We start from the raw sequence: 22,729 nt of genomic DNA, 5'->3' as shown, positions 1-22,729 counted from the left end.
AGACGGGTGATGCGGAAGAAGCTTAAATTATTACAAAATATAGTATGAAAGTAGGTTTGTTTATTCCTTGTTATATCAATGCTATTTACCCCAATGTGGGAGTGGCATCGTATAGACTATTGAAAAGTTTGGGAGTAGACGTCGATTATCCGTTGGATCAGACTTGTTGCGGACAACCGATGGCAAATGCCGGTTTTGAAGATGAATCGATGAAATTGGCACTCCGTTTTGACGATCTGTTCCGTGAATACGATTACATCGTCGGCCCTTCCGCCAGTTGTGTGGCATTTGTGAAAGAGAATCATCCGGGCATTCTGGAGAAAGAAGGACATGTTTGTCAGAGTGCGGGAAAGATTTATGATATTTGTGAGTTCATTCACGATGTCTTGAAACCTTCCAAAATTCCTGCACGCTTTCCTCATAAAGTCAGTATTCACAATAGCTGTCATGGGGTTCGCGAACTGTTGATTTCCGCTCCCACCGAACTGAACATCCCTTATTACAATAAATTGCGTGACCTGCTCAATCTGGTAGAAGGCATCGAAGTATTCGAGCCCAGCCATATTGACGAATGTTGCGGCTTTGGCGGAATGTTTGCGGTGGAAGAGCAGGCAGTTTCCGTCTGCATGGGGCGTGATAAGGTAAAAGATCACATCGCTACCGGAGCCGAGTATATTGTCGGAGCGGACAGTTCCTGCCTGATGCACATGCAAGGTGTCATCAAACGGGAGCATCTGCCTATTCAGATTATCCATATTGTAGAAATTCTAGCGTCGCAATCATGAGTACAAAACATTCAAAGGCTGCCGAAAAGTTCTTGCAGGACAGCAAGATGGCAGCATGGCATAACGAAACCCTTTGGATGGTCCGTGCCAAAAGGGACAAGATGAGCAAGGAAGTTCCCGAATGGGAAGAGTTGCGCAACAAGGCTTGCGAGTTGAAACTATACTCCAACAGCCACCTCGAAGAACTTCTGCTGGAGTTTGAGAAGAATGCTACCGCCAACGGCGCCATCGTACATTGGGCAAAAGATGCCGATGAATACTGCGCCATCGTCTACGAGATACTGAATGAGCATAACGTCCACCATTTCATCAAGAGCAAATCCATGCTCGCCGAAGAGTGTGGCTTGAATCCTTTCCTGATGGAGCGGGGCATCGATGTCGTAGAGTCCGATTTGGGCGAACGCATCCTGCAACTGATGCATCTCGAACCGAGCCACATCGTACTGCCCGCCATCCATATTAAACGGGAACAGGTAGGCGAACTATTCGAAAAGGAGATGGGCACGGAAAAGGGAAACTTTGATCCTACCTACCTGACTCATGCCGCACGTAAGAACCTGCGCCATCTCTTCCTCAATGCCGAAGCCGCCATGACAGGCGCCAACTTTGCCGTCGCTTCAACCGGTGACATTGTGGTCTGCACCAATGAAGGAAATGCCGATATGGGTACTTCCTACCCGAAACTGAACATTGCCGCTTTCGGTATGGAAAAGATCGTCCCGGATCTGGACGCGTTAGGCGTGTTCACCCGATTACTCGCCCGTTCAGCCACCGGACAACCGGTGACAACATATACCTCTCATTACCGCCGTCCCCGCGAAGGCGGTGAATATCATATTATCATCGTAGACAACGGCCGGAGTGCCTTACTGTCCAAGCCCGACCATATCAAGACACTGAACTGTATTCGTTGTGGTGCGTGCATGAACACCTGTCCGGTGTACCGCCGGAGTGGAGGCTACTCTTATACGTACTTCATCCCCGGACCTATTGGCATCAACTTGGGTATGGCTCACGCTCCGGAGAAGTATTACGATAATCTTTCAGCCTGTTCTCTGTGTATGTCCTGTTCCGATGTCTGTCCGGTGAAAGTAGATTTGGCCGAGCAGATTTACAAATGGCGTCAGGATTTGGACGGACTGGGGAAAGCCAATACGGGAAAGAAGATCATGTCCGGCGGTATGAAGTTCCTGATGGAGCGTCCGGCATTGTTCAACGCAGCCTTGTGGGCAGCCCCGGTGGTAAATGGCCTGCCTCGTTTCATGAAATACAACGATCTCGACGATTGGGGAAAGGGGCGTGAACTGCCGGAATTTGCCAGCGAGTCGTTCAATGAAATGTGGAAGAAAAATAAAGTACAAGGAAAGGAGGAATCCAAATGAGCAGTAGAGAAGATATATTAGCCTGCATTCGCCAGCATACGCAGACGCGTTATGATAAACCGGATATTGCGGATATGAAACGATTGTCATATCCTGACAGGATAGAGCAGTTCTGTGCAATCAGCCGTGTGGTGGGTGGTGCGGCAGTTGTGTTGGGCGAAGGGGAAGATGTGAATGCGGTCATACGCCGGACTTATCCGGATGCTATGCGCATTGCTTCCGTATTGCCGGATATTTCCTGTGCTACGTTCAATCCCGATAATTTGGATGATCCGAAAGAGTTGGACGGCACAGATGTTGCCGTAGTGAAAGGAGAAATCGGAGTAGCCGAAAACGGAGCCATCTGGATACCGCAGACGGTAAAATATAAAGCGATCTATTTTATCTCGGAGAAGTTGGTCATTCTGCTCGACCGGAATAAAATTGTAGATACCATGTATGACGCCTACCGCGAACTGGACGGACAGGAATATCAGTTCGGAACGTTCATCTCCGGTCCGTCAAAGACTGCTGATATTGAGCAGGCTTTAGTGATGGGAGCGCATGGGGCACGGGACGTGTTAGTGATATTAACCTAATGTTTCCGTGTTGATTATTCTAAAATAAATTTGGTTTCAAAACAATGGAGTTTTATATTTGTTAGTACAAACGAAATGGAGACTCCGTTGACGCTTAAAAACAGAGGCTCTATTGATAAGAAATAGAGCCTTTGTTTCATATAAACAGAGCTTCCGTTTGATGTAAATAGAGGCTCTGTTTGGATAAAGTCCGGTTTCCATCGGATGTAATAGAGTCTTTGGGAGAATATAGTCGAATCTCCTTTGATGTAAATAGGATATCTGTTTCTGTTTGTCCATAGTAGATAAATGAATTTGTAGGATAAGAGTAGTAAAACGTTTAATTATAAATTATATGTATGCCAATAAAGTAAAGAAAATAGCCGCCGTCCATGACCTTTCGGGAATGGGGCGCGTATCTCTGACCGTCGTCATTCCTATTCTTTCATCCATGGGTTTTCAAGTCTGTCCGCTTCCTACGGCTGTGTTATCCAATCATACGCAATATCCCGGTTTCTCCTTCCTCGACCTGACGGACGAAATGCCGAAGATTATTGCCCAATGGAAGAAACTGGAGGTAGAGTTCGACGCTATCTATACCGGATACTTGGGTTCTCCGAGACAAATTCAGATTGTTTCTGATTTTATCAGGGACTTTCGTCGGCCGGACAGCCTGATCGTTGCCGATCCGGTGTTGGGAGATAACGGACGGTTGTATACCAACTTTGATGGAGAGATGATAAAAGAGATGCGCCATTTAATCACGAAAGCAGATGTGATTACCCCCAATCTGACGGAACTGTTTTATTTATTGGATAAACCCTATAAAGCAGATAACACGGATGAAGAGCTGAAAGAATATCTTCGTCTTTTGTCTGATAAAGGTCCGCAAGTGGTTATCATCACCAGTGTTCCTGTACATGATGAGCCTCATAAAACATCTGTCTATGCTTATAACCGTCAGGGAAACCGCTACTGGAAAGTGACCTGCCCTTATCTGCCTGCACATTATCCCGGCACGGGCGATACTTTTACAAGTGTCATCACCGGCTCTTTGATGCAGGGAGACAGTCTGCCGATGGCATTGGACCGTGCCACACAGTTTATCCTGCAAGGTATTCGTGCCACTTTCGGGTATGAATATGATAACCGCGAGGGTATTCTATTGGAGAAAGTGCTTCATAATTTGGATATGCCAATACAGATGGCTAGTTACGAACTGATTTAAGATAGGCTTTGTGTTGTTATTACTATGCCAATAGGTTGGCACAACAATGCCACCTTGTTTGCACATTTGTGCCACTGTGTTGGCACAAATGTGCCTTCTTATTGGTATTTATTAAGTTCAGAATCGTACTGTTACTCTTGCCGGGAGTTTTCCACTTGTCCACTTAGGTCCTTCTTTGACAAGCCGGATGGCTTCTTTATCAGCGAATTCACATAATCCATGAATAACAGTGATATTTTGTGGCTTTCCTTCTTCATCAACAAAGAAAGAAAGGACTACCTCCCCTTTAATATCTTTACAGTTATCATCCGTTGGACGAACGAGATTCTCTTTCAGGTATTTTTGATAGCTACGTTTACCGATGACAGGTTGCGGAGTAATCTCTTTCTTTGCCTGTTCCTTAACCGTCACAACATTTCCGGTAGTTGTTGACTTCTTATTTTTCTTAGCGCCGTATCCCACTACCACCACTTCATTGAGTGCCTGTTTGTTTTCGTTCATGGCAATGAGCATCGTCCGGTTGGTATCTATCCGGATTTCTACCGGATTATATCCGATATACTCCGCTGTCAATCGTTTCTTATCATCCTTTTTGACTAACGAAAATTCTCCATTCATATTTGTGATGGTTCCGATATTCGTTCCTTTATATGTCACACTGGCTCCGATAAGCGGTTCTCCTTTTTCGTCGGTCACCCTCCCTTTAATCATGTTCTTTTGAGGAAGGATAGTCGCTACCTTAGCCAACTTCATTTTCTTATCAGATTCAGATTCGAAAGTATCCATCGTTGCTATTACTTCTTGCAATGCGGCAGTCTCTTCCGACACTTCCTCCATCACCGGCATAGTTGCCACAGGCGGCGTACCTTGTTGTGGTTGGGAAGTCGCTTGGATTTTGGCAATCATATCTTTCTTATTCGCTTGTCTCGCAGTAATTTCGGAAACAGGAGTGGAATCTTCGGAAGCAGGAGTGGAATCCGTTTTTACCTTTGCGGTAGCCAATGCGATTTCCTTTTGTGGAGTTGCCGGAACTGTTGGAGTTGCAGGAATGGCCGGAGTGGGCGGAACTGCGGGTTCAGCCAACTTGGAGGAAACACTCTCTTTGGCAATGAACACTTCGTCCGTCATACTCTTTTTCAGGAACAGGAAATAACTGCTGATACCGAATCCGATAGCCAGACAGGCAGCGATGCTCCAGGTGATAGCACGGGTGTTCTTTTTCTTTGCCGAATGAGCTGAAACCTGCATCCGCAGTTTCTCGATCCGTTGTTCGTGATTTCCCTCCACTTGGCTGTAACCATCCATAGCATCGGCCAGGAAAGGGTCCTGCATCGACTCTCGTTCCAGTCGGTGTGCCTCTTTTCCTTTGCGGAGTCCTCGTATGTAGTCCAATAGTTTCATAGGGCTTGTTTCTTGATACAAATTTTTAAATTTCGCTTTCCGTTCTGGATATAGCTTTTCACATTGTTCAGAGTAAATCCGGTCTGTTCCACAATGTCGGCATACGACATCTCTTCCAGAAAGAAACGCGTAATACTGGTCCGTTGTTCTTCGGGCAACTTTTCGAGACAGTGATGTAATGCCTTCAGTTGTTCCTCCGAACTTTCCTCTTCACTTAATAGATGCAGAAATTCGTCAGATTCCATAATATTAACCGTATAATCTAACGGAATTTCTTTATTTTCCTTCCGTAAAAGTTGCAGGCAATGATTCTTCGCCACCCGGTAGAGCCATGGCTTGAAAACTTTTATCTCAAAATTTCCCAGTTTAGGCAATAAATCTTCAAACAACTGCATGACTGCTTCCTGTGCCCGGTCTTCATCATGCAGGTATTTCAGGCAAAGTCCGTACAGTAACGGGATATATCGGTTATATAATTCACCGAAATATTCCGTATCGCCGGACTTCGTATAGTGTATCAGTAATTCCTCGTCCGATAGTTTCGATATGTTTCTTTTGAAAAATAACATCTATTTGCTGCCAAAGATAGGGATTGGGGGTAAAAATAACAACTATGAGAAGAAAAATAAAAAAAAGTTTGATGGCTTTATGGAATCAGTGTGAAATCTGCATCTCTATAGTAAAAGCGAACTATTAGTAACATTTTAAATAATGAAGTTATGAAAACAAATCAATTCAGAGCAATGATGCTCGTACTGCTGATGGCAGTTGTTTCTTTAGGTATGGTGAACGCGCAAGCTATTACCGTGTCGGGTACTGTGACGGATGCAAAGGATGGAACTCCGCTTGTTGGCTGTTCGGTACAGATAAAGGGTACTACGAAGGGTACGGTAACGAATATGAATGGCCGGTACACGATTCAGGCTAAGAAAGGGGAAACGTTGTTGTTCCAGTATATCGGGTATAAGCAGGAGAGACGGGTAGTAAAATCGACCACGCTGGATGTGAAGATGAAAGCTGACGAACTGGTATTGGAAGAATGTGTGGTGGTAGGATACGGTCATGAGACAAGAACTGCAAAAGTAATGTCTACTGCTTATATGGCAGTATGTCCGACTCCGGGAATCATGTATGATGCTGTAAATGCCGAAGAATACGGGGAGTTTCAGGAGAACGGCTTCAAGAGTGTGTCGGATGCTCCGCTTTCTACTTTCTCTATTGATGTAGATGCCGCTTCTTATAGTAATATGCGTCGTTTTATCAATAAAGGTGAACTGCCTCCGATCGATGCTATCCGTACGGAAGAATTAGTGAACTACTTTTCTTATGATTATCCGAAGCCGACAGGAAGCGATCCTGTGAAAATTACGATGGAATCCGGAGCCTGTCCCTGGAATACCAATCATCGTCTTGTACGTATCGGCCTGAAAGCAAAAGAAATCCCGACGGATAATCTGCCTGCATCTAATCTGGTATTCCTGATTGATGTCTCCGGTTCTATGTGGGGAGCCAACCGGTTGGATTTGGTGAAGTCATCTCTCAAATTATTGGTGAATAACTTACGTGATAAAGATAAAGTAGCGATTGTGACTTATTCAGGCAGTGCCGGTGTGAAACTGGAAGCAACTCCGGGTAGCGACAAACAGAAGATTCGCGAAGCGATAGATGAATTAACGGCGGGTGGCTCTACGGCAGGTGGTGCAGGTATCTTGTTAGCGTATAAAATAGCCAAGAAGAATCTGATCTCTAACGGCAATAACCGTATCATACTTTGCTCAGATGGTGATTTTAATGTGGGCGTTTCTTCCGTTGAAGGATTGGAACAATTGATTGAAAAAGAACGCAAGAGTGGAGTGTTCCTTACCGTACTGGGTTATGGCATGGGTAATTATAAAGATAAGAAGATTCAGGTGTTGGCTGAAAAAGGAAATGGCAATCATGCTTATATAGATAACTTGCAGGAAGCCAACCGTGTTTTGGTAGGCGAATTCGGTGCTACGCTGCATACAGTGGCAAAAGACGTCAAACTGCAAGTCGAATTTAATCCTTCCCAAGTGCAGGCATATCGTCTGGTTGGTTACGAAAGTCGTCTGTTGAAAGACGAGGACTTTAATAATGATGCTAAAGATGCCGGAGATATGGGGGCGGGACATACAGTGACAGCCTTTTACGAAGTGATTCCTACGGGAGTAAAGAATGAATATGTAGGTAAAATAGACGACTTGAAATATCAGAAGAAAGAGAAAGTGTCCGTGAAGCCGACAGGCTCTAATGAACTCCTGACTGTGAAACTGCGTTATAAAGCTCCGGATAAAGATGTCAGCAAGAAAATGGAACTTCCTTTCGTAGATAATAAAGGAAATAATGTTTCTTCCGATTTCCGCTTTGCTTCTGCAGTGGCTATGTTCGGACAGTTACTTCGGGAGTCTGACTTTAAAGGAAATGCCAGTTACGACAAAGTGATTGATCTGGCCAAACAGGGACTGAATAACGATGATAAAGGATATAGAAGAGAATTCATTCGTTTGGTTGAGGCTGCTAAAGGATTGGAAAGAACAAATAAGAACTAGGAAAGCAAACAGGAGTCATTGGAAATGTACATCATATTATTATGCGTAATATTCACTGATATGAATAAACGTACAATTCCAGATAGATAATCCTAGAAAATAATAGTGACGGTATATGCTCGGGATAGTGACGCTATCACTGTTGTATACCGTCACTATCTTTGCCGGATACCGTCACTATAATTAATTTCGTCCGAAATTCGTCTGACCTAAAACGAAAAATAGCCATAAACTTATCGTTTACAGCTATTTAACTCTGCACGGGAGGAGAGGCTCGAACTCCCGACACCCGGTTTTGGAGACCGGTGCTCTACCAACTGAGCTACTCCCGTGTTTGCGGCTGCAAAGGTAGTAGAAACTTCTGAATCTCCAAACATTCGGGTAAATAAGTTTTGAATTATTTTAATTTTTCCCACTCATCGGGCTTAAAACCGACCAGAACGAAGCTGTCTGTCACTACCAATGGGCGTTTCACCAATTTACCGTTCGTAGCCAATAGTGCTATCTGTTCTTCCTCACTCATAGCAGGCAGCTTCTCGCTTAGTTTCAGCTCTTTATATACTAATCCGCTCGTGTTGAAGAATTTCTTCACCGGTAAACCGCTGCGCGGAATCCATGCTTTTAATTCTTCAACCGTAGGATTTTCTTCTACAATTAATCGGTTTGTAAACTCTATGTTATTTTCTGTTAACCATTTCTTGGCTTTCTGGCATGTGCTACATGCCGGGTACTGCAAAAATAATGTTGCTATATTCATTTATAATTTAATTCTTACTATGTAATACTTAACACTTAATACTTGATACTTAATACTTACCACTTAAACCTCACCTCAATATCTGCAAATCCTGAAACATAATCCGGTAAGCGGCTGCTTTCTTATCCAATGCCAGTGGATATGCTCTTGATGATGAAGGCATCCGGTAAAGCCGCATGGCGCGTCCTTCAAAAACGAACTCGGAGTAATCGCCTACTTTCGGCTCTTCTATTTCGAATTGCTGTCGGAGAGTGTCCGTTGCTTTTTGCCCGGTAGTGACGATGGCTTTGCATTCGGGAAGTTGTCGCAGCAATGCTGCTACATCGGTAGCCTCCACTACTTCGAGAAACTTATCCGATGCGTTATCCTGCAACCGGCGGATGGATGAAGCGGTATCAAACAGGGCAATTCCCTTTTCGTTCAAAAAATCTATGATTTGCTCACGACAAAACGATTTTAGTGTTGAATTCAGAAAGTGATTCTTATCATTAAAGAATAAGATTCCATATATACGCCACATGTCATTGTTTAGGTTTGGATAATAAAAATCCATCGACCATCTTTTTTTCTGTGGCGGAAAACTTCCTAGCATAAGTAGCTTTGATTTCGCAGGAAGAAACGGTTCTAACGGATGTGTTTCGATTTCCATATTTCTTTCATTTTTAATTTGGCACAAAAATAGTGATAATGTTTATTTCCCTCAAAATCAATGAGAAAAAATGCTAGATTTAAAATATTTAGTTATTTTTGCGGCGTGATGAACAAACAATATCTTATTATATCATTGAAAAAAGAAATTTTAGTAAGTTGTTTCTTAATGAGCTTATTTTTCCTGGAGGGTGGGAATTGTTATGCTTCGGAGCAACAACTGTTAAGAGGGACGATAGAAACTCCTTCTGACAATTATACCGTGAGAGGGCGTGTTATTGATGTCTATGGTGAACCACTAATCGGTGCTACAATACGAGAGAAAGGGGGAGCCAATGGTACTGTGACCGATATTGATGGACGATTCTTTTTATCTGTTCCGGATAGTGCTGTCTTGCAGGTTTCTTTTGTAGGTTACAAGACTTTAGAAGTCAATGTGACAGGTCGGACTATGCTTGAAATACGCCTTCAGGAAGACGCGGTGATGCTTGATCATGTCATCGTAACAGCCTTGGGAATTGAAAAGGATGAAGCTACACTGGCTTATTCTGCGCAGAAAATCAAAGGTGAGGAACTGAATCGTATAAAAGAAATAAATATGATTACTGCCCTGGCGGGAAAAGCAGCCGGTGTACAAATCAATAAAAACTCTTCCGGAATGGGAGGGTCTGCCAAAGTCAGTCTCCGGGGAATCCGTTCGGTGTCCGGTGATAATCAACCGCTGTATGTGATAGACGGAGTGCCGATGTCGAATACCTCTTCCGAGCAGGCTTATTCGGCTATTGGAGGTACGGCGAATGCCGGCAACCGTGATGGAGGAGATGGGATTTCTAACCTGAACCCGGAAGATGTGGAAAGCATCAGTATCTTGAAAGGTGCTCCAGCAGCAGCTTTATATGGTAGCATGGCTGCTAACGGGGTCATTCTTATCACTACTAAAAAAGGGAATTCTGTCGGGCAAAGGAATATTAATTTCTCTACAGGACTAACTTTCGAGAAAGCATTCAGCCTGCCTAAAATGCAAAATCGTTACGGTGTCAGTGATGTGGTAGACAGCTGGGGTGAGAAAGATAATCTGACGGCTCATGATAACCTGAATGATTTTTTCCGTACCGGATTGACCTCAATGACTTCTGTGTCCGTCAGCTATGGAAATGAAACTCTACAAACTTATTTCTCCTATGCCAACACCACTGGAAAGGGGATTATGGATAAAAACAAGCTGAAGAAACATAATATAAACCTACGCGAAACAGCTACCATGTTCAACAAACGTTTGAAACTGGATGGTAATGTGAATGTAATGAAACAGACTGTTGAGAATAAGCCGGTATCGGGAGGTTTTTATATGAATCCGTTGGTAGGGCTTTATCGTTTTCCTCGTGGTGAGAATCTGTCTTATTATAAAGACCATTTTGAAACCTATGACGAAGAACGGAATTTGAATGTGCAAAACTGGCATACATTTACCGAAGACTTCGAACAGAATCCATATTGGATAGTGAACCGTATACAAAGTAAAGAAACGCGTACGCGCATTATCCTTTCCCTTTCGGCAAACTTTAAGATAAATGATTGGTTGACTATTCAAGCTCGTGGCAACATGGACTACTGGGCTGACAAGTTGCGTCAGAAATTCTATGCGTCTACCGCTACTGCCCTGTGTGGAGCGAACGGTCGATATATTGAAATGGATTATCAGGAAACGCAGATGTATGGTGATGTCATGGCGATGTTTAAGAAAACCTGGGGAGATTTTACACTGGATGCGGCTATTGGCGGTAGTATAAATGATCGAATCAGAAACTCGACCCGTTATGATTCCAAGAATGCTTCTCTGAAGTTTGCTAATGTATTTAATATTGCCAATATCATCATGAACAGTTCTGCCAGTATTGACCAGAAAATAGATGAGCATCGTCAGCTTCAATCTATTTTCGGTACAGCACAGATTGGCTACAAGGAAAAATTATTTCTTGATTTGACAGCTCGTAATGACTGGGCATCAACCTTGGCTTATACTGAACATGAGAAAGCGGGATTTGCTTATCCTTCCGTTGGTCTTTCCATATTGCTTGATAAATGGGTGAAGCTGCCCGAATGGATTTCTTTTGCGAAACTGCGTGGTGCCTATAGTAAAGTGGGGAACGATATTCCTGTATTTGTCACTAATTCCGCTTCGCATATCAGTGCCGGTGGCGAGATACAGGCAAATGATGCCGCTCCTTTCAAAGATATGGAGCCGGAAATGACTCATGCCATGGAATTCGGAACGGAATGGAGATTCTTCCAACATCGGTTAGGAATCAATCTGACCTATTATCGTACCAACACTTATAATCAGTTCTTCAAACTTCCTGCTCTTGCAGGTGACAAGTATGCTTTCCGATATGTAAATGCTGGGAATATCCAAAACCAAGGATGGGAAGTGACACTGAACGGAACTCCGATACTGACTTCTGATTTCACCTGGAAAACTTCCATCAACTTCTCTACCAACAAGAATAAGATCGTGAAGCTGCACGACGAGTTGAAAGAATTGGTCTACGGACCTACGAGCTTTTCTTCCAGTTATGCAATGAAACTGGTGAAAGGTGGTTCTATCGGTGATATCTATGGTAAAGCCTTTGTGCGTGATGCCGCAGGAAACATTGTTTATGAAACAGAAGGAGATTACAAAGGACTTCCATTGGTGGAAGGTGACGGAAATACGGTGAAAGTAGGAAATGCCAACCCTGTCTTTATGATGGGATGGGATCACACATTCTCTTACAAAGGATTCAGCCTTTATTTCCTGCTTGACTGGCGTTACGGAGGAAAAGTCCTTTCGCAGACACAAGCGGAAATGGATCTCTATGGCGTATCGGAAATTACGGCTGATGCACGCGACAGAGGATATGTGATGCTTGAAGGTCAGCAGATCGATAATGTGAAAGGATTCTATAAAAATGTAGTGGGCGGGCGTGCCGGAGTGACAGAGTATTATATGTATGATGCCACTAATTTACGGTTACGCGAAGTATCGTTGAGCTACAATTTCTCAAAGAAGTGGATACAAAAAACGAAGGTTCTGAAAGATGTGCAGCTTTCGTTTGTGGCCCGCAATCTATGTTTCTTATATAAGAAAGCTCCTTTTGATCCGGATTTGGTACTTTCCACCGGGAATGATAACCAAGGGATTGAAGTATTCGGAATGCCTACGACCCGTAGTTTGGGCTTTACTCTGAAATGTGAATTTTAAAGGTAGGAGAGAGAAATGAAGAGAAAATATGTATATTTATACTTGCTGGGCTTACTGCTCTTTTCTGTAGCATGTACCGGTAATTTCCGTGATTACAATACCGACTTGTCCGGAATCACGGATGATGACCTGATTATTGACGACAATGGTTATGGAATCCGTTTGGGCATTATTCAGCAGGGTATTTATTTTAATTATGATTTCGGAAAAGGGAAGAACTGGCCTTTCCAGCTGATACAGAATCTGAACGCAGATATGTTTGGTGGATATATGCATGACGGTAAACCCTTGAACGGAGGTTCGCATAATTCCGACTATAATATGCAGGATGGTTGGAACAGCGCCATGTGGACGCATATGTATTCTTATATTTTCCCGCAGATATACCAATCGGAGAATGCTACCCGGAATACACATCCTGCTTTGTTCGGGATCACGAAAATATTAAAGGTAGAAGCCATGCATCGTGTGACGGATTATTATGGTCCCATCATTTATAAGAATTTTGCGAATGCAGAAAACCACTACCGTCCTGATAAACAAAAAGATGTTTATTATGAGTTTTTCAATGAACTCGATTCTGCCGTGGTTGCCCTCACCGGTTATATAGAGGAGAAACCGGAATTCAATGGATTTGCACGTTTTGATATTTTGTTGGATGGTAAATACCCTTCCTGGGTAAAGTTTGCCAATTCGTTGCGTTTGCGTCTAGCTATGCGTATTGCCTCTGTTGCCCCCGATAAGGCACGTGCTGAAATACAGAAAATAAAAGAAAACGATTACGGCTTCTTTGAAGCGGAAACAGGCGGAGCTGTTGTTTCTACCAAATCCGGATATACCAATCCATTGGGAGAACTTAATCGTGTGTGGAATGAAACTTACATGAGTGCGAATATGGAATCAATCTTGGTGGGATATAATGATCCCCGTCTTGGAATTTATTTCGAACTCTGTACGGATGAAACCCTGAAAGGACAATATCGTGGAATTCGTCAGGGGACATGTTTTGCTCATAGTCATTATTCCGGATTGTCGAAGCTGTTTGTCAAGCAAAGCACCGATGCGCCTCTGATGACTGCTTCGGAAGTTTGGTTTCTGCGTGCCGAAGCTGCATTGCGCGGGTGGACGGATGAAGATGAAGAAACCTGTTATCAGAACGGTGTAACTACTTCTTTCCATCAATGGGGAATCTATGGCGTAGAAGATTATCTGCAAAGTGAACAGACCGCCTCCGACTTTATAGACACGTATGATGAAGAAAATAATATAGAGGCCCGTTGTAAAGTCTCTCCCAAATGGAATCCGCTGGATGATAAGGAAACGAAACTGGAGAAGATCATTACGCAGAAGTGGATTGCTATGTTTCCGGAAGGTTGCGAAGCTTGGGCAGAACAAAGACGAACAGGGTATCCCCGTTTATTTCCCGTACGATTCAACCATAGCAGAAACGGTTCTATCGACACGGAGATTATGGTGCGCCGTCTAAACTTCCCCGGTACCTTACAGACGGAAGACCCGGAACAATATTCCGCGCTTGTGGAAGCTTTAGGAGGAAACGATCATGGAGGTACAAGGCTTTGGTGGGACACGGGAAATAATAACCTGGAATAAAAAAAGATAAAAGTAGTGTGTTTATATGTGTAGCTTTAACTATTTTTGCATCTTCATTTAAACACATTTACTTATGAAACAGATTATCTCTGCTCTTTTCCTTTGTATGTTGCTCTCTGCCGTACCGGGATTGCAGGCGCAAAACATCCAGTTACATTATGATTTTGGACGTTCTTTGTATGATAAAGATTTGCAAGGTCGTCCGCTGTTAACTTCCACAGTAGAGAAGTTTCATCCTGATACTTGGGGAAGTACTTATTTCTTTGTCGATATGGATTATACCTCCGAAGGTGTCGCTGCTGCTTATTGGGAAATAGCCCGTGAAGTGAAATTCTGGAAAGGTCCTTTCTCTGCGCATCTTGAATATAACGGTGGATTATCCAAAGGTATGTCTTATAAAAATGCTTATCTGGCAGGAGCCACGTATACCTTTAATAATGCTTCTTTTTCCAAAGGCTTCACACTGACCGCCATGTATAAGTATATTCAGAAACACTCATCACCCAACAACTTCCAGTTGACAGGTACATGGTACGTAAACTTCTGCCGTAACCTGCTCACTTTCTCCGGCTTTGCCGACTGGTGGCGTGAAGAAACGAACTACGGAAAGACTATCTTCCTCTCCGAACCACAATTTTGGGTAAACCTGAATCAAATCAAGGGAGTAAATAAAAACTTCAATCTAAGCGTTGGCTCCGAAGTCGAATTGAGCAATAACTTCGGTGGTCGCGATGGCTTTTATGTGATCCCGACGCTTGCTCTGAAATGGACGCTGAACTAAAAAAATCGAACCAAAAATCGAACCAAAAAACGGATTAAAAAGCGAGTTAAAAGAAATAGAGTAAAAAGAAGTCAGGCTAAAAGAATCCGAACTTCAGAGGAATCTCCGTTTATCCCTTTGTGGAACTTACAAAATATATAGAACAACCTATTAAATGAAAACTGATTTAATCTACGGCGTAGAAGACCGTCCCCCTTTTAAAGACGCCCTGTTTGCGGCTTTACAACATCTCTTGGCTATTTTCGTGGCAATTATCACACCGCCGCTTATCATAGCGAGTGCCTTGAAACTGGATGTAGAAAAGACAAGCTTTCTAGTTTCCATGTCCCTTTTTGCTTCGGGAGTATCTACCTTTATACAATGCCGTCGTTTCGGTCCGATAGGAGCAAAGCTGCTCTGCATCCAGGGAACCAGTTTTTCTTTTATCGGTCCTATCATCGCCACAGGAATGGTAGGCGGATTGCCGTTGATTTTCGGTTCCTGTATGGCTGCCGCACCTATCGAAATGATTGTCAGCCGCACATTCAAATATTTGCGTAATATCATCACTCCGCTGGTTTCCGGTATTGTCGTACTGCTTATCGGATTGAGCCTGATAAAAGTAGGTATCGTATCTTGCGGAGGTGGATATGCAGCTATGGATAACGGTACGTTTGCTACCTGGAAAAACCTGTCTATTGCAGCACTGGTACTTCTTAGCGTCTTATTTTTCAACCGTTGTGGGAACAAATACCTGCGCATGAGTTCCATTGTACTCGGACTTTGTCTGGGTTATGGTTTGGCATTTGTTTTGGGAAAAGTGGATATGAGTGCATTGAATGTAGAAATGCTGATGAGCTTTAATATTCCCCAACCTTTTAAATATGGTGTTGATTTCAATGTGTCTTCTTTCATAGCCATTGGTCTGGTCTACCTGATAACTGCCATCGAAGCAACAGGTGACGTGACTGCCAACTCTATGATTTCCGGACTTCCCATTGAAGGAGATTCCTATTTGAAACGAGTTTCCGGTGGAGTAATGGCAGATGGATTCAATTCCTTCCTCGCTGGTATATTCAACTCTTTCCCCAACTCCATCTTTGCACAGAATAACGGTATTATCCAACTGACCGGAGTAGCCAGCCGCTATGTCGGTTATTATATCGCAGCAATGCTCGTTCTTTTGGGATTATTTCCCATTGTAGGTGCCGTATTCTCCTTAATGCCCGATCCTGTATTGGGTGGTGCAACCTTACTAATGTTCGGTACAGTAGCAGCGGCAGGAATCCGTATTATCTCCTCACAAGAAATAGGCCGTAAAGAAACTCTGGTATTAGCAGTCAGCCTTTCCTTAGGCCTAGGAGTAGAATTAATGCCGGACGTATTACAACAAGCCCCGGAAGCAATTCGAAGTATCTTCTCTTCAGGGATCACCACCGGAGGCCTAACTGCAATTATTGCAAATATAGTAATACGTGTAAAAGAATGATGAATAAGTATTAAGTATTAACCGACAAGTATCAATCAACAAGTTTAAGTATTAATCGACAAGTATCAAATAGCAGGTATTATCCAGCAGCTTCGGTAATACTTATTACTTAATACTTAGTACTTATTACTTATTTCTAAATTACTCATTTTATCAGTAGTGCGGAAGGGGAAATCAGGATACTCGTAAAGACTGAAGCGAGGTTCGGTTTCTCCTTTCGTATAATTCCAGATAGAAGCATAATCTTCCGGATCTTCTCCCATCTTGGCTAATTGGCGCAGATAAGCGGCCAGTGATTTATTTTCTACAATATAAATCTGTCCCATCTGGTCGATAATCGGGCTATGATGACGAGTGCCGTCATGTTCGAAGCGTAGAATCCGTTTTCCTTCTTCCGTCAGTCCCACCAATTGGAAGGTCATACTCTTACCGATAGCCGGCAAATTCAATACACTGCGATCCGTAGCAAGGAAAGGCAAATGATGTTTTCTCATGAAATGTCTTAATTGCTTGGCAACATCTTCTTTCGTCTCCTCTTCCGTTCCGACTTTCGTCTCTAATATTTTGTATAATTCCTCCGCCTGTTCCAGTGTCATCCGACCATAAATCTTTTCCTCCTGTTGTTCCTGCATCGAACGGCTGTTGGGAGCAAATACTGCATAATTCTCATTGAATCCCTTCACCGAGAAAGTATAATAACATACCACGCCCAATGAATTGAGCACCTGGCGAAGCCGTGTCGTATGTCCCCGACGCGAAGCAGCCACTGTATATACCAACTGATTCGTGATAATCCATCCGGCAGAAAGAATCTTCCGAATCGCCTCTTTAGCTTCAGGCGTGACCTCCAGCGGTGTTTGAAAATGAGTCTGGATAATAAACTGTTTCACCCCGATAGCCGAAGCCTTTTCTTTGAATTCCCGCAGAATATCCACCAATCCGTCATTGATACGCATCGGCAAATAAGCCAACAACCGTGACCCCAGCCGTACCCGTTGCAATTCCGCATATTTCTCTCCTTCCGGTCGTTCGAGATTTGCCTTCTGCTTGCGTACCGCCATCCGATACACCGCATCCAAAATATTCTGAAGCGTCTTATTCTGACTCATCAGCGCATCGCCCCCTGTAATCAGAATATCCCGCAGCTGTGTATCCTCTTCAAAATAAGTCATCAACCGGCGCAACTTACGATCCCATGACTCCTTCGGACGTAAAGACTCAAACTCGAAATTCAACCGTTCGCTTTGGAAATCATACATCCGCTGGCAAGAAGCACAAAGTCCCCCGCAGGCCCTTCCCATCGTGTCAGGAATGAGAATAGCCACCTCCGGATACCGGCGATGAATATTATGTCCGTCCGGCAGAAGCCATCCCGCAGCATTAGGTTTACCAACCTCCACAATATCCTCCTTTTCCCACGCACGAATATTTCCATACGTCTCCACCAATCGTGGCGAATACAGAATATAACTCCGGATAGCCTCATCATTATACCCATATCCTGTAATATTGAGTAACGATAAATAATAAGGAGTCGCAAAAAACGGCATCCCCTTCTTCCGTGCCCGATAAAGCAAATACATCGTCTCCGAAGAAAGAGAATTCCCCAGGAACCGATTCAGTTCTCCCGGACTCTTCACAGCCATCGCCAAGTGAAAGCGGAAATCATTCCACCACTCACTTACCAACCTGTATTTCTCCTCATAACTCATTCCCTCCTCAAAGTGGAAACGAACCGAAGGCTTCGACTTCCTGTTCTCAATCTTCTGAATCAGCAAGTGCAACATCCGCTCCTTATTCTCATCCCGTATCTCCCGTACCTCTTCATCCAGTCCGGTTTCCCACCGGTCATTCCGACTTTTGATACGCTGCGGTGACGGCAAAGGCATAACTTCTCCCTTCAACCGTTTAAACATCTGAAAAATTTCAATAAACAAATCCGTCGGCATCTCCATATTCTCCAACGTCCCCGTCAGAAACTCATAAAGCAGCCGAATAGTCTGTACTGACATATCCTGTCCCGTAGACAGTTCATGAACATTTTGCCCATCATAATCAAGTAAGAGTCGAATTTGCTCCCTCGCCTCCTCCGCAGCTTCGTTTTCTATCCTGCAAGTCTCCAACAACCGCAGTATTCCAGCCTTGAAATCCTCAACAGTAGAGCTCTTATCCGCTATCTCCACTATCTCCGGAATCTCCTGACCATAGATTTGTTTCAACTGTGAAAAAGTAAGTGTAAGCATTTTCTTTTGTTTCATAAGCAATCTATCAATTTTTAAATTATATAATAAGCATTTTAAGTTTGAACGACCTCCCTTCTCCCCGAACTATATGTCTCAAATCCCGAACAGCATCTCATCCCCTAAGTATTCTCCATCCATAACCTACCAACATAATCATCAAAGCGCAACATAATACACAATCACACCGCATAGCACTCTACACTGCATAGCATTCCACGCCGCATGGCCTCCCGGCCTCGTCTGCACGGCGTCAAGCGGAGGTTTCATTCCCGGCGTTAAGAAGGGCAGACTGTTTGAGCGAAGCGAGTTTCTGCCCTTTAGCCGGGGATGAAACCGGAGTAGCCGGGCAGACGCAGCCTTGATTTTTTCTTTTTGGTACTTTTTCTTTTGTATCAAGACAAAAGAAAAAAGTACATAAAGATAACAAAAAAAGCGGAAGTACAAAACCCCCGCTTTCTCTATCATATTAATCTTTACGCTTTTCTAACATTTAACGCGACTTATTTTTTTGTTTCCGTGTCGTCATCCTTCCGTTTCGGTTCCTTCTTGGCAAGTAGAACGATATTATACACATAATCCGTCATCCACTGCTCCGAGTATCCCAGACGCTCTTTGTATTGGCGGATAGCCGCAGCCGTCTTATGCACATCATCCGCTTTCCATACCATTTTGGTGCAAACATCATGCACCGTCTTCTGCGTCATGCCATACAGAGCCTTTTTAAAGATCGACGGCATACGGAACTTCCACTGCATCAGATTTCCCATCAACATCATCAGATCATTAGAAAATCCCTGATACATGAACAAATAAGATTGAATATCATTTTGAGTGCGGCAGTTACGTTTTACGGAAGCGTCGATTTCCTTGAAGAAATTCTCATTCAGGCCATAATCCTGCATTAGCATTTTGCGTGACGCAGACTTTTCGGCCAATCCCAGTTTACCGTTTTGAGTAGGCACTTTAAACAAACGTTTGAAGTTAGCTACGTCCGGCAAGAATCGGATATTGGTGATACCTAAGTTTGTGGCGATCACTGACTGGAAATACACCCGGGTCAGTGAAATGAAATCTTCTACATTGCCGACTTTCGTTTCATCGGATTTTTTCTTGAATAAACCAAATAAGCCCATTGTTATATTTACAATTTTACAATTTACAATTTACTATTTGAGTGCGTGGAAGGTATATAATATAACTACCATCTGTCAATTTCCGTGCAAAGGTACAAAAACAGTTGGTTTTCACCAACATTCCAAGTCCTTTTCGATGTCCGGCATAGACTCTTTCTTAAAAACAGGACTTTGGATACCGGCTTTCTTTTGCGCCCGGTAATCATTTAACAGGCGGATCGCATATTTTCCAAGGAAGAGGATAGCGATCAGATTGCAGATAGCCATTAATGCCATAGTGACATCTGCCAAGCTCCATACCATATCCAATGTGGCAAGTGAACCGAAGAGCACCATACCGCCTACTAATATCCTGTAACCATGAAGCACCCACTTCCGGTGAGTGATAAAGCGGATATTGGCCTCCCCGTAATAATAATTTCCCAGAATACTGCTGAAAGCGAAAAAGAAAAGAGCCACAGCAACGAAGACGCTGCCCGAAGAACCGATCTCGTTCGTCAATGCCTGTTGAGTCAACTGCACTCCATTGGTCGATCCATCCAGCGGAGCACCACTAAACAGAATGATAAAAGCCGTACAAGTACAAATCAATAATGTATCCGTAAATACTGCCAAAGTCTGTATCAATCCTTGTTTCGCGGGATGACTGACATGAGCCGTGGCAGCCGCATTCGGAGCCGATCCCATACCGGCCTCATTGCTGAAGAGCCCTCTCTTGATACCTTGTATCAATGCCATGCCGACTCCTCCTGCCAGTGCCTGTTCCCAGCCGAAAGCATGACTGATAATCAGAGCGATGACACCCGGTAAATGAGTGATATTGAGTATAACAATCACCAGCGCCAGCCCCACATATCCCAATGCCATAACCGGCACGATAATGCTGCTGACACGGGCAATGCGTTGAATACCTCCGAAGATGATAACCAACGTCAGCAATGTCAGTACCCCTCCCAATATAATATGATTGACCCCGAAAGCATGCTCCGCAGCAGCACAGATGGTATTGCTCTGTACAGAATTGAAAGCAAAACCGAAAGTGATGCTTATTAATATGGCAAAAAGCATTCCCATCCACGGTTGTTTCAATCCCTTCTTCATATAATAGGCAGGACCTCCGATGAATGAATCCTTTCCGCGTATTTTGTATAATTGCCCTAAGGTAGACTCGATGAAAGCACTCGAAGCCCCTAACAGTGCGATGACCCACATCCAGAAAATAGCTCCGGGACCGCCGATAGCGATGGCGGTAGCCACTCCCGCAAGATTTCCCGTACCCACACGGCTGGCGATAGAGATAGCGAATGCCTGAAAAGAAGATACATGTTTCTCTCCCTGCTTCCCTTTGCCCGCAGATTCGCTTAACAGTACGATCATTTCGCGAATCATGCGGAATTGTACGAAGCGTGTCCGTATGCTGAACCAGACAGCACATCCCAATAACATGATAATCAGGATATAGGTCCAGAGTATGTCGTTAATCTCGTTGATAAAGGTCATAGTTAAGTATTAAGTGTCAAATATTAAGTATTGTTTGTGGTTATTCGTTTTTTATTCGGAAGTAGAATTTATGATTTTCGAATACGGGTTCCACAATATCATAACGAACAAATTTGGCGAGCAGATGTTCAGCGGCACGTCGTGAAAGTCCGGTTTGGCGACAGTAGCGGTTGAGTGAAAGTAAAGTGCCATGCTCCAGTTGTTCGAGCAGGAGCTGTTCACGTTCGGTGTAACGGATCAGTTCGCCACGGGGGCTGTCGCTCTGTTGCCATACACGGAGGTGTATAGGTGTTGCCAGAATATTTTCATCCTTGATGCGGAGATAGGCTAGAGGTTTCCCGGTTTCGTCTTTGGCGTAAACCGGTTTATGCGGAGTCTCTTCGATGGTCGCTACCAACACTTGCCGTCCCTCCACTATATATGTTTGCAATGTGTATTCCACTTCCGGCACGCAATAAAGTTGTGCGGCGGCTTCAATCATATATTTTTCTTCTTCGGAGCGTACTCCCGCGATTTTTCCATTGTCTTTTACGCCAATAAGTAATCTTCCTCCGTCCGTGTTGGCAAAAGCCGAGAGTGTTTTGGCAATTTTGCGTGCGTCGGAAATTTCGAATTTAAAGTCCTGTTGCTGGTGCTCCCCTTCAGCAATCAATGCATGTATATAATCGGTATCTGTAAGCAGTTTCATGGCTACAAAGGTAGGTAAAAATGGTGAAAAGCCCCTTTTTTAGATATTTTTCGAAGAATATTTCAAAAAAAATATTGATTTTATGCTTTTATTTCGGGAAACAGTGTATTTTTGCGGCACATTATTAACGAAAAAAATAAAAGGATTATGAAAGAATTGGTAGAAAAGGTAGCAGCTCTGTATGCTGACTTCTCAAAAGATGCTAACGCACAGATCGAAAACGGTAACAAAGCAGCAGGAACTCGCGCTCGTAAAGCTTCTTTGGAAATCGAAAAAGCAATGAAAGAATTCCGTAAAGCATCTTTGGAAGCTTCTAAGAAATAATTTAGAAGACTACTAAGATATCAAAAGAGGCTGTCTAAACTTGTTAGACAGCCTCTTTTATTATAATACATGAAAATATATACGAACTTTAAACTTCTTCGCACACCACCATTTTCATCCCTTGATAAACGACTATAATTTTGTGCAGCGTCGTTGTTCCGATTGCTTTTTGCACCGTTTCACTGGCGGCATAGCGGTTGGCTTGTGTGATAGCCTCTTGTCGGAGTTGCTCCACCTTTTCATCACTATCCTTTCCTTTGGCATACTTCAGTTCGATAATGTAGGAATGGAGCATGTCTTTATAAATATCCAGTAAGGGAAACATGAAGATGTCGGCATATCCTTCCTGATTCTCCTGTTCGGAGATAGGGCGATAGAAACGGTTCTGTGCGGTCATAGCCAACGTAAATCC

19 protein-coding genes and 1 tRNA gene are annotated in these 22,729 nt (G+C 43.6%); 10 read left to right on the top strand and 10 right to left on the bottom strand.

Translation table 11 applies throughout. The features are described from left to right. The first annotated feature begins 44 nt into the window (after positions 1–44). From HMPREF9009_RS21800 to HMPREF9009_RS21785, 4 genes are all read left to right on the top strand, one after another. The gene (locus HMPREF9009_RS21800; protein ID WP_004304789.1) at positions 45–785 is read left to right on the top strand and encodes a (Fe-S)-binding protein; all 741 of its coding nucleotides are present in this window, start codon (positions 45–47) and stop codon (positions 783–785) included. Then, positions 782–2,167 carry a lactate utilization protein B gene (locus HMPREF9009_RS21795; protein WP_004304790.1) on the top strand — a complete coding sequence of 462 codons (1,386 nt, stop codon included), beginning with the start codon at positions 782–784 and terminating at the stop codon, positions 2,165–2,167. Before HMPREF9009_RS21800 ends, HMPREF9009_RS21795 begins: the two co-directional genes overlap by 4 nt. After that, the gene (locus tag HMPREF9009_RS21790) at positions 2,164–2,745 is read left to right on the top strand and encodes a LutC/YkgG family protein (RefSeq protein WP_049703256.1); all 582 of its coding nucleotides are present in this window, start codon (positions 2,164–2,166) and stop codon (positions 2,743–2,745) included. The genes HMPREF9009_RS21795 and HMPREF9009_RS21790 overlap by 4 nt, the downstream gene beginning before the upstream one ends. Positions 2,746–3,079: 334 nt before the next feature. Next, entirely contained in the window at positions 3,080–3,952 is an 873-nt protein-coding gene (locus HMPREF9009_RS21785; RefSeq protein ID WP_004304792.1) for a pyridoxamine kinase, read from the top strand. Positions 3,953–4,069: 117 nt separating this feature from the next. Here the strand turns inward: HMPREF9009_RS21785 and HMPREF9009_RS21780 are convergent, their stop codons facing one another. Together HMPREF9009_RS21780 and HMPREF9009_RS21775 are read right to left on the bottom strand one after the other, a co-directional pair. Continuing rightward, the gene (locus HMPREF9009_RS21780) at positions 4,070–5,353 is read right to left on the bottom strand and encodes an energy transducer TonB (protein ID WP_049703255.1); all 1,284 of its coding nucleotides are present in this window, start codon (positions 5,351–5,353) and stop codon (positions 4,070–4,072) included. Next, positions 5,350–5,922 carry an RNA polymerase sigma factor gene (locus HMPREF9009_RS21775; RefSeq protein WP_049703254.1) on the bottom strand — a complete coding sequence of 191 codons (573 nt, stop codon included), beginning with the start codon at positions 5,920–5,922 and terminating at the stop codon, positions 5,350–5,352. Before HMPREF9009_RS21775 ends, HMPREF9009_RS21780 begins: the two co-directional genes overlap by 4 nt. 150 nt (positions 5,923–6,072) lie before the next feature. Here HMPREF9009_RS21775 and HMPREF9009_RS21770 point away from each other — a divergent pair, with 150 nt between their 5' ends. Beyond that, positions 6,073–7,923: a vWA domain-containing protein gene (locus tag HMPREF9009_RS21770; RefSeq protein WP_049703253.1), complete on the top strand. Its 1,851-nt coding sequence runs from the start codon at positions 6,073–6,075 to the stop codon at positions 7,921–7,923. Between the two features lie 259 nt (positions 7,924–8,182). On the opposite strand, the gene HMPREF9009_RS21765 is transcribed toward HMPREF9009_RS21770, so the two are convergent. The 3 genes from HMPREF9009_RS21765 to HMPREF9009_RS21755 form a co-directional block, all read right to left on the bottom strand. Continuing rightward, positions 8,183–8,255, bottom strand: a tRNA-Trp gene (locus HMPREF9009_RS21765). 65 nt (positions 8,256–8,320) lie between these two features. Beyond that, on the bottom strand, positions 8,321–8,674 hold the full coding sequence (locus tag HMPREF9009_RS21760) for an arsenate reductase family protein (protein WP_004308288.1): 354 nt from the start codon (positions 8,672–8,674) through the stop codon (positions 8,321–8,323). A 76-nt stretch (positions 8,675–8,750) separates the two neighbouring features. Beyond that, entirely contained in the window at positions 8,751–9,329 is a 579-nt protein-coding gene (locus HMPREF9009_RS21755) for a uracil-DNA glycosylase family protein (RefSeq protein ID WP_049703251.1), read from the bottom strand. A 108-nt stretch (positions 9,330–9,437) separates the two neighbouring features. On the opposite strand from HMPREF9009_RS21755, the gene HMPREF9009_RS21750 reads away from it, so the two are divergent. The 4 genes from HMPREF9009_RS21750 to HMPREF9009_RS21735 all read left to right on the top strand — a co-directional run bounded on the left by HMPREF9009_RS21750 (position 9,438) and on the right by HMPREF9009_RS21735 (position 16,429). Beyond that, a complete protein-coding gene (locus tag HMPREF9009_RS21750; protein WP_049703428.1) occupies positions 9,438–12,569 on the top strand; it encodes a SusC/RagA family TonB-linked outer membrane protein in 3,132 nt (1,043 codons plus the stop codon). A gap of 15 nt (positions 12,570–12,584) precedes the next feature. Next, positions 12,585–14,180, top strand: a complete 1,596-nt coding sequence (locus HMPREF9009_RS21745; RefSeq protein WP_049703250.1) for a SusD/RagB family nutrient-binding outer membrane lipoprotein — start codon at positions 12,585–12,587, stop codon at positions 14,178–14,180. Positions 14,181–14,253: 73 nt separating this feature from the next. Further along, the gene (locus tag HMPREF9009_RS21740; RefSeq protein WP_008021077.1) at positions 14,254–14,961 is read left to right on the top strand and encodes a nucleoside-specific channel-forming Tsx family protein; all 708 of its coding nucleotides are present in this window, start codon (positions 14,254–14,256) and stop codon (positions 14,959–14,961) included. 154 nt (positions 14,962–15,115) lie between these two features. After that, positions 15,116–16,429: a nucleobase:cation symporter-2 family protein gene (locus HMPREF9009_RS21735; RefSeq protein WP_008644291.1), complete on the top strand. Its 1,314-nt coding sequence runs from the start codon at positions 15,116–15,118 to the stop codon at positions 16,427–16,429. Between the two features lie 116 nt (positions 16,430–16,545). Here the strand turns inward: HMPREF9009_RS21735 and HMPREF9009_RS21730 are convergent, their stop codons facing one another. From HMPREF9009_RS21730 to HMPREF9009_RS21710, 4 genes are all read right to left on the bottom strand, one after another. Beyond that, on the bottom strand, positions 16,546–18,687 hold the full coding sequence (locus tag HMPREF9009_RS21730; RefSeq protein WP_049703249.1) for a KamA family radical SAM protein: 2,142 nt from the start codon (positions 18,685–18,687) through the stop codon (positions 16,546–16,548). 485 nt (positions 18,688–19,172) lie between these two features. Beyond that, a complete protein-coding gene (locus HMPREF9009_RS21720) occupies positions 19,173–19,805 on the bottom strand; it encodes a hypothetical protein (RefSeq protein ID WP_004314086.1) in 633 nt (210 codons plus the stop codon). 111 nt (positions 19,806–19,916) lie between these two features. Continuing rightward, positions 19,917–21,305 (bottom strand): alanine/glycine:cation symporter family protein, encoded by a 1,389-nt coding sequence (locus tag HMPREF9009_RS21715; RefSeq protein ID WP_049703247.1) that lies wholly within the window; start codon positions 21,303–21,305, stop codon positions 19,917–19,919. A 40-nt stretch (positions 21,306–21,345) separates the two neighbouring features. After that, positions 21,346–21,993: an AlbA family DNA-binding domain-containing protein gene (locus HMPREF9009_RS21710; protein WP_004314088.1), complete on the bottom strand. Its 648-nt coding sequence runs from the start codon at positions 21,991–21,993 to the stop codon at positions 21,346–21,348. 147 nt (positions 21,994–22,140) lie between these two features. On the opposite strand from HMPREF9009_RS21710, the gene HMPREF9009_RS21705 reads away from it, so the two are divergent. After that, positions 22,141–22,317: a histone H1 gene (locus HMPREF9009_RS21705; RefSeq protein ID WP_004301965.1), complete on the top strand. Its 177-nt coding sequence runs from the start codon at positions 22,141–22,143 to the stop codon at positions 22,315–22,317. Positions 22,318–22,405: 88 nt separating this feature from the next. Here HMPREF9009_RS21705 and HMPREF9009_RS21700 read toward each other — a convergent pair. Then, the coding region (locus HMPREF9009_RS21700) for a PD-(D/E)XK nuclease domain-containing protein (protein WP_049703246.1) at positions 22,406–22,729 on the bottom strand (324 nt) is incomplete at its 5' end.

This window comes from Bacteroides sp. 3_1_13, assembly GCF_001185845.1.
GTDB lineage: Bacteria > Bacteroidota > Bacteroidia > Bacteroidales > Bacteroidaceae > Bacteroides > Bacteroides xylanisolvens.
This window is presented reverse-complemented; position numbering and strand designations above follow the sequence as displayed.

Bases quoted from the DNA above. Each gene is read 5' to 3' on its own strand.
- HMPREF9009_RS21715 (WP_049703247.1), bottom strand. From the start codon at position 21,305: ATGACCTTTATCAACGAGATTAACGACATACTCTGGACCTATATCCTG.
- HMPREF9009_RS21745 (WP_049703250.1), top strand. From the start codon at position 12,585: ATGAAGAGAAAATATGTATATTTATACTTGCTGGGCTTACTGCTCTTT.
- HMPREF9009_RS21775 (WP_049703254.1), bottom strand. From the start codon at position 5,922: ATGTTATTTTTCAAAAGAAACATATCGAAACTATCGGACGAGGAATTA.
- HMPREF9009_RS21780 (WP_049703255.1), bottom strand. From the start codon at position 5,353: ATGAAACTATTGGACTACATACGAGGACTCCGCAAAGGAAAAGAGGCA.
- HMPREF9009_RS21730 (WP_049703249.1), bottom strand. From the start codon at position 18,687: ATGAAACAAAAGAAAATGCTTACACTTACTTTTTCACAGTTGAAACAA.
- HMPREF9009_RS21770 (WP_049703253.1), top strand. From the start codon at position 6,073: ATGAAAACAAATCAATTCAGAGCAATGATGCTCGTACTGCTGATGGCA.
- HMPREF9009_RS21790 (WP_049703256.1), top strand. From the start codon at position 2,164: ATGAGCAGTAGAGAAGATATATTAGCCTGCATTCGCCAGCATACGCAG.
- HMPREF9009_RS21735 (WP_008644291.1), top strand. From the start codon at position 15,116: ATGAAAACTGATTTAATCTACGGCGTAGAAGACCGTCCCCCTTTTAAA.
- HMPREF9009_RS21720 (WP_004314086.1), bottom strand. From the start codon at position 19,805: ATGGGCTTATTTGGTTTATTCAAGAAAAAATCCGATGAAACGAAAGTC.
- HMPREF9009_RS21710 (WP_004314088.1), bottom strand. From the start codon at position 21,993: ATGAAACTGCTTACAGATACCGATTATATACATGCATTGATTGCTGAA.
- HMPREF9009_RS21705 (WP_004301965.1), top strand. From the start codon at position 22,141: ATGAAAGAATTGGTAGAAAAGGTAGCAGCTCTGTATGCTGACTTCTCA.
- HMPREF9009_RS21740 (WP_008021077.1), top strand. From the start codon at position 14,254: ATGAAACAGATTATCTCTGCTCTTTTCCTTTGTATGTTGCTCTCTGCC.
- HMPREF9009_RS21755 (WP_049703251.1), bottom strand. From the start codon at position 9,329: ATGGAAATCGAAACACATCCGTTAGAACCGTTTCTTCCTGCGAAATCA.
- HMPREF9009_RS21795 (WP_004304790.1), top strand. From the start codon at position 782: ATGAGTACAAAACATTCAAAGGCTGCCGAAAAGTTCTTGCAGGACAGC.
- HMPREF9009_RS21800 (WP_004304789.1), top strand. From the start codon at position 45: ATGAAAGTAGGTTTGTTTATTCCTTGTTATATCAATGCTATTTACCCC.
- HMPREF9009_RS21785 (WP_004304792.1), top strand. From the start codon at position 3,080: ATGTATGCCAATAAAGTAAAGAAAATAGCCGCCGTCCATGACCTTTCG.
- HMPREF9009_RS21750 (WP_049703428.1), top strand. From the start codon at position 9,438: ATGAACAAACAATATCTTATTATATCATTGAAAAAAGAAATTTTAGTA.